This window comes from Streptomyces sp. NPDC004539 (assembly GCF_040610055.1).
GTDB lineage: Bacteria > Actinomycetota > Actinomycetes > Streptomycetales > Streptomycetaceae > Streptomyces.
In genome coordinates, this window is sequence record NZ_JBEXLS010000062.1 from 1 (window position 1) to 7,118 (window position 7,118).

A 7,118-nucleotide genomic window follows, 5' to 3' on the forward strand; every position below is an offset into this window, starting at 1 on the left:
CGGATCTTCCGCAAGGCCCGGTGCAGTCCCAACCGCATGTCGTCAATCGCAGCCGCCATCCTCACCCTGGAGCGGCACCGCTGAAAAGGCTCACTCACTCACCCACCCACCCACCGCCTGTCACTCACCCGCCACCGGTCACCCTCACCACCGATCACCCCCCACCTCACCCGCCCAACACCCTCCGCACCGCTTCCACCACCGGCGCCCCCACCTCCCCGACCACCACAGCCACCCCCATGATCGCGGTCAACGCCCGCCGCAACCCGGCCTCACCCCCGCCTCCACCCCCATCCCCGATCACTCGCAACGACTCGTCGATCGTCTCCCGATCCGCCCCCGACACCCGCTCCCGCAACACCCGAACAGCATCGAGCAGCTCCCGAAACTCCCCCCGCGCATCCCCCGACGACTGATACGTGTTCTGTATCTTTCCGACGTTCCCCGAACCCCCGTGCATGTTCACCACGTCGCCCACATGAAAATTACGGCGTCCACTCTCGTCAGTGTTCAATTCTCCCGCTTCCCCACGTTATTGTTGCCGCCGACCATATTGATCTTGTCGCCGATGTGATAGTTCTCGACCGACACCTGGAATTCCGCCTCGGGATTGTCGATGGCGTCCATGATCTGGAAGACGAGCCCCGACACGACCGCCTTGTCCGTGCCGACGAGCGCGGTGTACGGCGCTCCGGCGGTCTCGATGACGAGCGCGTGATAGACCGGCTTGACTAGCACGGACGCCAGCCGGGCGATGAGAAGGAGCCCGATCCCGACACAGAGGAAGGTGGCGAGCTGCCGGACGGTCTCGCTGTCCGAGTCGTTCAGCTCCCCGTGCCCGGCGGCCCCCACGATCACCCCCGAGACGATCAGCAGGAGCAGTGCGTACCCGAGGAATTCCCCCACGGCGGCCATCCGGCGTGGCTCTATTCGGACGGTCGTCGCCCGCGCGATGTTGTGCAGTGGATACGCCTCCGCGCCCACCCACAGGATTCGCCTGCTGACCCGGATGTTGATGACTTCACGCTTGGCCATGACGGTCCCCCGAACCGACGCCCGAAGACGCACCCCCGACTGAATGAGAGCATCCTCGGGAACTCATGACACGGCAAGCGAAATGCGAGAAAAAGAGGGTTCCGCTGATTTATTCGATTACCCCGAGAAACCCCCGCTCACCCCGAGGAACCACCCCGCTCGCCCCGAGCCCCCCCGTTCACCCCCGAGGAACCCCAGAAGACCCCCGCACCATCAACTCCCCCCGAATAACGGCAATCCCCCCCGGCGGCGGCTCCTCCCGCCCCATCGCGATCCGCCCCGCCCGAGCCCCCGCCTCCGCCAACGGCAACCGCACCGTCGTCAAGGAGGGCACCGCGTCGATGCTGAACGGCAGATCGTCGAACCCGGCGACGGAGACGTCGTCCGGAATCCTCCGCCCCGAATCCCGAAGTGCCGCGCACGCCCCCAGCGCGACGGAGTCGTTCGCGGCGACGACGGCGGTCAACGACGGGTCCCGGCGCAGGAGTTCGAGTGTCGCCTCGTACCCCGCCCGCCGGTCGTAAGGCCCGTGGACGGTCCAGCCGGCCAACTCCTCGATCCCGGCCGCCTCCAGGGCCGCCCGATGCCCTTCGAGCCGGTGCCGGGTGGTCGTCCGCTCCTCGGGGCCGGCGATGTAGCCGAGGCGCCGATGGCCCAGCCCGATGAGGTGTTCGGTCAACTCCCGTCCCCCGCCCCGGTTGTCGAAGGTGAGCGCGATCGCCCCGGTGTCCTGCGCCGGCGGCCGTCCGCACAGCACGATCCGGGTGCCCGCCCCCTCCAGTTTGCGCAACTTCGAGGCCACGGCGGCGGCATGGGGTTCGTTCTCCATCGCGCCGCCGGTCAGGATCACGGCGGCGGCCCGCTGCCGCTGGAGCAGCGTGAGGTAGGTCAGCTCGCGCTCGGGATCGCCCCCGGTGTTGCAGACGACCGCGAGCCGCTCCCCGCCGGCCCGCCCCCCGGTCCCGCCGATCTCGGACTGCACGGCACCGGCCATGATCCCGAAGAAGGGGTCGGCGATGTCGTTCACCAGGATGCCGACGAGGTCGGAGGTGGCGGCGGCGAGCGCGCTCGCGGGCCCGTTCAGGACGTAGTCCAGCTCGTCCACCGCGCGCAGTACCCGCTCCCGGGTCGAGGCCGCGACGGGGTAGTTCCCGTTCAGCACGCGCGACACCGTCGCGGGGGAGACCTGTGCGCGGGCCGCCACGTCCGCCAGGGTCACCGTCATCTCGTAGTCCTCCGGTCGTACATCTTGTCGTACATCGTCGTACGTCCCCCGGCCTGAGAAACCAGGCCCTGCGAAAGCCCCAGTGGCCGGGCCCCGGGAAAGCCCGAGTGGCCAGGCACTGCGAAAGCCTGAGGAACCAGGCCCTGTGAATCCACGGGATCAGAGCCCCGAACCCGCAGGATCAGACCCTACGGCCGAAGCCCCGCCCCGTTCGCCCCCTCGAACAACCCGAACATCTCGAACTGGACACGGTCTTGTCCGGACCACTGGTCAGAGGCTAGCTTGCCAGGAGTAATAGAAAGCGCTTGCTGTGACGCTGATCAGGTAGAGGCGTGCGTGCGGCGCACACTCACCGCGTACGACTTCTCCGAAGGGACCGACGTGACACGCAAAACGGTGCGTATCGCCATGAACGGCGTCACTGGACGGATGGGCTACCGCCAGCACCTCGTCCGCTCCATCCTCGCCATCCGTGAGCAGGGCGGCCTCGACCTCGGCGACGGCACCGTGCTGTGGCCCGAGCCGATCCTCGTCGGCCGCCGCGAGCACGTCCTGCGCGCGATGGCCGACGAGCACGGTCTGGAGCACGTCTCGACGGACGTCGACGCGGTCCTCGCCGACCCGACCGTCGACATCTACTTCGACGCCCAGGTCACCTCGGCCCGCGAAGACGCGATCAAGAAAGCGATTGCTGCGGGTAAGCACATCTACACCGAGAAGCCGACCGCGACCGGCCTCGACGGCGCCCTGGAGCTGGCCCGCCTCGCGAACGCCAAGGGCATCAAGCACGGCGTCGTCCAGGACAAGATCTTCCTCCCCGGCCTGCTCAAGCTGAAGCGCCTCATCGACGGCGGCTTCTTCGGCCGCATCCTCTCCATCCGGGGCGAGTTCGGCTACTGGGTCTTCGAGGGCGACTGGCAGCCCGCCCAGCGCCCGTCGTGGAACTACCGCACGGAGGACGGCGGCGGCATCGTTGTCGACATGTTCCCGCACTGGGAGTACGTCCTGCACGAGCTGTTCGGCCGCGTGAAGTCCGTCCAGGCCCTCGCGACGACCCACATCCCGCAGCGCTGGGACGAGAACGGCAAGCCGTACGACGCGACGGCGGACGACGCCGCGTACGGCGTCTTCGAGCTCGACGGCGGCGCCATCGCCCAGATCAACTCGTCCTGGGCCGTGCGCGTCAACCGCGACGAACTCGTCGAGTTCCAGGTGGACGGCACCGAGGGCTCCGCCGTCGCAGGGCTCCGCAACTGCCGCGCCCAGCACCGCAGTTCGACCCCCAAGCCGGTCTGGAACCCGGACATCCCGGCCACCGAGGTGTTCCGCGACCAGTGGCAGGAGGTCCCGGACAACGGCGAGTTCGACAACGGCTTCAAGGCGCAGTGGGAGCTGTTCCTCAAGCACGTCTACGCCGACGCCCCCTACCACTGGGACCTCCTCGCCGGCGCGCGCGGCGTCCAACTCGCCGAGCTGGGGCTGAAGTCGTCCACCGAGGGCCGCCGCCTCGACGTCCCGGAGATCTCGCTGTGACGATCCAACTCCCCTCCCCGGACGGCGGGTTGCGCGCGTACGAGCCGCGCGCCGAACCCCTCGCCGTCACCACCGGCGTCCCCTTCACCTCCCGTACGGTCTTCTCGGCGGCCCACGTCGTCGCGGACCCGTACGCCGACGTGTCGCCCGACTCCCCGGCCGCCGTCGACTGGGACGCCACCCTCGCCTTCCGCCGCCACCTCTGGTCCCACGGCCTCGGGGTCGCCGAGGCGATGGACACCGCCCAGCGCGGCATGGGCCTCGACTGGGCCGGCGCGGCGGAGCTGATCCGCCGAAGTGCCGCCGAGGCAAAGGCCGTTGGCGGTCGCATCGCGTGCGGCGTCGGCACCGACCAGCTCACCACGGCCGACGGGTCCCTCGCGGCGATCCGAGCGGCCTACGAGGAGCAGCTCGCCCTCGTCGAGGAGTCCGGCGCGCAGGCCATCCTGATGGCGTCCAGGGCCCTCGCGGCGGCGGCCACCGGCCCCGAGGACTACCTGGAGGTGTACGGCCACCTCCTGCGCCAGGCCACCGAGCCGGTCGTCCTGCACTGGCTGGGCCCCATGTTCGACCCGGCACTCGACGGCTACTGGGGTTCCTCCGACCTCGACGCGGCGACCGACACGTTCCTCGACGTCATCGCCGCCCACCCCGACAAGGTCGACGGCATCAAGGTCTCCCTCCTCGACGCCCAGCGCGAGGTCGACCTGCGCCGTCGGCTCCCGCAGGGCGTCCGCTGCTACACCGGCGACGACTTCAACTACCCCGAGCTGATCGCGGGCGACGAGAAGGGCTTCAGCCACGCCCTGCTCGGCATCTTCGACCCGCTGGGCCCGCTCGCGGCGGAGGCGGTGCGCGTCCTCGACACGGGCGACACAAACGGTTTCCGTACGTTGCTGGACCCGACCGTCGAGCTGTCCCGCCACCTCTTCCAGACCCCGACCCGCTTCTACAAGACGGGCGTCGTCTTCCTCGCCTGGCTCGCGGGCCACCAGTCCCACTTCACGATGGTCGGCGGCCTCCAGTCCGCCCGCTCCCTCCCGCACTTCGCCCGCGCCTACGAACTCGCCGACGGCCTCGGCCTGTTCCCGGACCCGAAGCTCGCGGAAGAGCGCATGAAGAGCCTGCTGGCGGTCTACGGGGTGACCCAGTGAGCGACCTCGCGCGGTTCTCCATCAACCAGATGACGGTCAAGCAGCTCTCGCTGCCCGAACTCGTCGCCGCCTGCGTCGAGTTGGGCATCCCCGGCGTGGGCCTGTGGCGAGACCCCGTCCAGACGTACGGCCTCGACGCGACCGCGAAGCTGGTCCGCGACGCGGGCCTGACGGTCACCACTCTGTGCCGGGGCGGCTTCTTCACGGCCATCGACCCCGCCGAGCGCGCTGCGGCCCTCGACGACAACCGTCGCGCCATCGACGAGGCCGCCACCCTCGGCACCGACACGCTCGTCCTGGTCTCCGGCGGCCTCCCAGCGGGCTCCAAGGACCTGTACGGCGCCCGCGAGCGAATCGCCGACGCGCTGGGGGAGTTGGGCCCCTACGCCGAGCAGCACGGCGTCCGCCTCGCCATCGAGCCGCTCCACCCGATGTTCGCCTCGGACCGCTGCGTCGTCTCCACGCTGGCCCAGGCCCTCGACATCGCCGAGCGCTTCCCGGCCCACCAGGTCGGCGTCACCGTCGACACGTACCACATCTGGTGGGACGACACCGCGCCCGCGCAGATCGCTCGCGCGGGGGCCTCCGGCCGTATCCACACCTTCCAACTCGCCGACTGGATCACCCCGTTGCCCGAGGGGGTGCTCAACGGCCGGGGCCAGATCGGTGACGGTGCGATCGACATGCGCGAGTGGAAGCGGTATGTCGAGGAGGCCGGGTACACCGGCCCCATCGAGGTCGAGTTGTTCAACGACGACCTGTGGGCCCGCGACGGCCGTGAACTCCTCGCGGAGACTGCGGCGAGGTTTGTAGAGCACGCGATCCGCTGACCTCGCGGAACACGCGACAGGCCCCGCCCGGGAACGTCTCCTGGGCGGGGCCTCGGCGTGAGGTCAGCGCGATTCCTTGACGGAGTCGACGAAGGTGTTCCAGGCGGCGGGGGTGAAGAGGAGGGCGCCGAGGGTGGGGGTTTTGCTGTCGCGGACGGGGACGAGGGAGGGGAGGTTGGGGGCGAATTCGAGGCAGGCGCCGCCGGACTGGTTGCTGTAGCTGCTCTTGCGCCACGAGACGCTTCTCAAGTCGATTTCGCGCACCGTGCTTCCTCCAACAGCCGCCGGATGAACTCGCGCGATTCGTCCGGGGATAGGGCCAAATCGCGAACCCGATCGTATCGGAGCTGAAGCCGCCGGACGTCATCAGTTTCTTCGAACAGCTCGCCGTCGTAACCGGTCTCTACCCAGGCGACGGTCTGAGCGGAGGCGTCCTGGAGGAACATGGTGTCCGTGTTCGTCAGGGCGTGAAGACCGACGGACGCCGGGAGTACCTGGATGGTGACGTTGCTGAGCTCCGACAGGTCCAGCAGTTGCTGGAGTTGGATGCACCATTCGTCGAGGTCGGCCAGCGGGGTCCGCAGCGAGACCTCCGAGAGGATCGAGCGGAAGGTCGGTGCGTCCTCCCCGACCAGGAGGTCACGTCGGCTCATACGCGCATCGACCTGAGAGGCAAGTTCGTCACCCGTCATGCCGCCTGCCGCCAGGAACTCCCGTGCGTACGCGGGAGTTTGAAGCAGACCGTGAAGGTTTTCGGCGCCGTAGTGCCACATGCTGACCGCCTTGGCCTCCCACACCATGTACGGCCGAAACTCCGCCTTGAACTGCTTCATGTCCAGGATCGCCAACTCCCACAACGCCATCAGCAACGGCGTGGTTCCGTAGTGCTGGTCCAGCGCCTCGACGATCTCCGGGCTCCCCAGGTTCCGCCCGCTCTCCAGCTTTCCGAACGTCGATGCGTCCCACCCGAGTTGGTCCGCGAGCTGCTGAAGCGTCTCCCCCTTCTCCTCCCGCAGCCTCCTCAGCTCCTGCGCGAACCTCTTCCTCGGCTCCTGGCTGCGTCCCGTGACCGCATTCCGCTGTGGCACCTCGTCCCCTCCCGGCGTTTTTGGAATTTGGCCGCCTCATCCGGAACCAACGCCTGTTCCGGCTGCACCGACACCCGAACCTGGGCCATCCTCTTCTTACCCAGGAACACGCAGAGTAGTACAACTGCCGCATTCCGTATAGATGTTGGTCGAAAGGGCCGATAACCGATGGAACCGGGAACCCTCTACTACGACCCCGCCACCGACAAGGTCGGCGAGTACCAGGACCACCTCGGCAAGTACGCCATGCTCC

8 protein-coding genes and 1 pseudogene are annotated in these 7,118 nt (G+C 68.6%); 4 read left to right on the forward strand and 5 right to left on the reverse strand.

Features of this window, described 5'->3' with window-relative positions:
* A pseudogene (locus tag ABZX85_RS50370) lies at positions 1-84 on the forward strand (IS5/IS1182 family transposase); the annotation flags it as partial.
* A gap of 82 nt (positions 85-166) precedes the next feature.
* Here ABZX85_RS50370 and ABZX85_RS50375 read toward each other — a convergent pair.
* The 3 genes from ABZX85_RS50375 to ABZX85_RS50385 form a co-directional block, all read right to left on the reverse strand.
* Positions 167-478, reverse strand: a complete 312-nt coding sequence (locus ABZX85_RS50375; RefSeq protein WP_355885165.1) for a hypothetical protein — start codon at positions 476-478, stop codon at positions 167-169.
* A gap of 32 nt (positions 479-510) precedes the next feature.
* Entirely contained in the window at positions 511-1,035 is a 525-nt protein-coding gene (locus ABZX85_RS50380) for a DUF6232 family protein (protein ID WP_355885166.1), read from the reverse strand.
* 178 nt (positions 1,036-1,213) lie between these two features.
* A complete protein-coding gene (locus ABZX85_RS50385) occupies positions 1,214-2,260 on the reverse strand; it encodes a LacI family DNA-binding transcriptional regulator (protein WP_355885167.1) in 1,047 nt (348 codons plus the stop codon).
* Positions 2,261-2,641: 381 nt separating this feature from the next.
* Here ABZX85_RS50385 and ABZX85_RS50390 point away from each other — a divergent pair, with 381 nt between their 5' ends.
* Genes ABZX85_RS50390 through ABZX85_RS50400 form a run of 3 tightly spaced genes read left to right on the forward strand, consistent with a single transcriptional unit; the run spans position 2,642 to position 5,777 of the window.
* Positions 2,642-3,793, forward strand: a complete 1,152-nt coding sequence (locus ABZX85_RS50390) for a Gfo/Idh/MocA family oxidoreductase (protein ID WP_355885168.1) — start codon at positions 2,642-2,644, stop codon at positions 3,791-3,793.
* Positions 3,790-4,947, forward strand: coding sequence for a dihydrodipicolinate synthase family protein (locus ABZX85_RS50395; protein WP_355885169.1), 1,158 nt, complete (start codon positions 3,790-3,792; stop codon positions 4,945-4,947). The genes ABZX85_RS50390 and ABZX85_RS50395 overlap by 4 nt, the downstream gene beginning before the upstream one ends.
* Positions 4,944-5,777, forward strand: a complete 834-nt coding sequence (locus tag ABZX85_RS50400) for a sugar phosphate isomerase/epimerase family protein (protein ID WP_355885170.1) — start codon at positions 4,944-4,946, stop codon at positions 5,775-5,777. Before ABZX85_RS50395 ends, ABZX85_RS50400 begins: the two co-directional genes overlap by 4 nt.
* 63 nt (positions 5,778-5,840) lie before the next feature.
* On the opposite strand, the gene ABZX85_RS50405 is transcribed toward ABZX85_RS50400, so the two are convergent.
* Positions 5,841-6,041, reverse strand: a complete 201-nt coding sequence (locus ABZX85_RS50405; protein ID WP_355885171.1) for a DUF397 domain-containing protein — start codon at positions 6,039-6,041, stop codon at positions 5,841-5,843.
* Entirely contained in the window at positions 6,023-6,865 is an 843-nt protein-coding gene (locus tag ABZX85_RS50410; RefSeq protein WP_355885172.1) for a helix-turn-helix transcriptional regulator, read from the reverse strand. The genes ABZX85_RS50405 and ABZX85_RS50410 overlap by 19 nt, the downstream gene beginning before the upstream one ends.
* Positions 6,866-7,118 lie beyond the last annotated feature (253 nt).

Coding starts and splice junctions, on each gene's coding strand:
- ABZX85_RS50385 (WP_355885167.1), bottom strand. CDS start 2,260: ATGACGGTGACCCTGGCGGACGTGGCGGCCCGCGCACAGGTCTCCCCC.
- ABZX85_RS50380 (WP_355885166.1), bottom strand. CDS start 1,035: ATGGCCAAGCGTGAAGTCATCAACATCCGGGTCAGCAGGCGAATCCTG.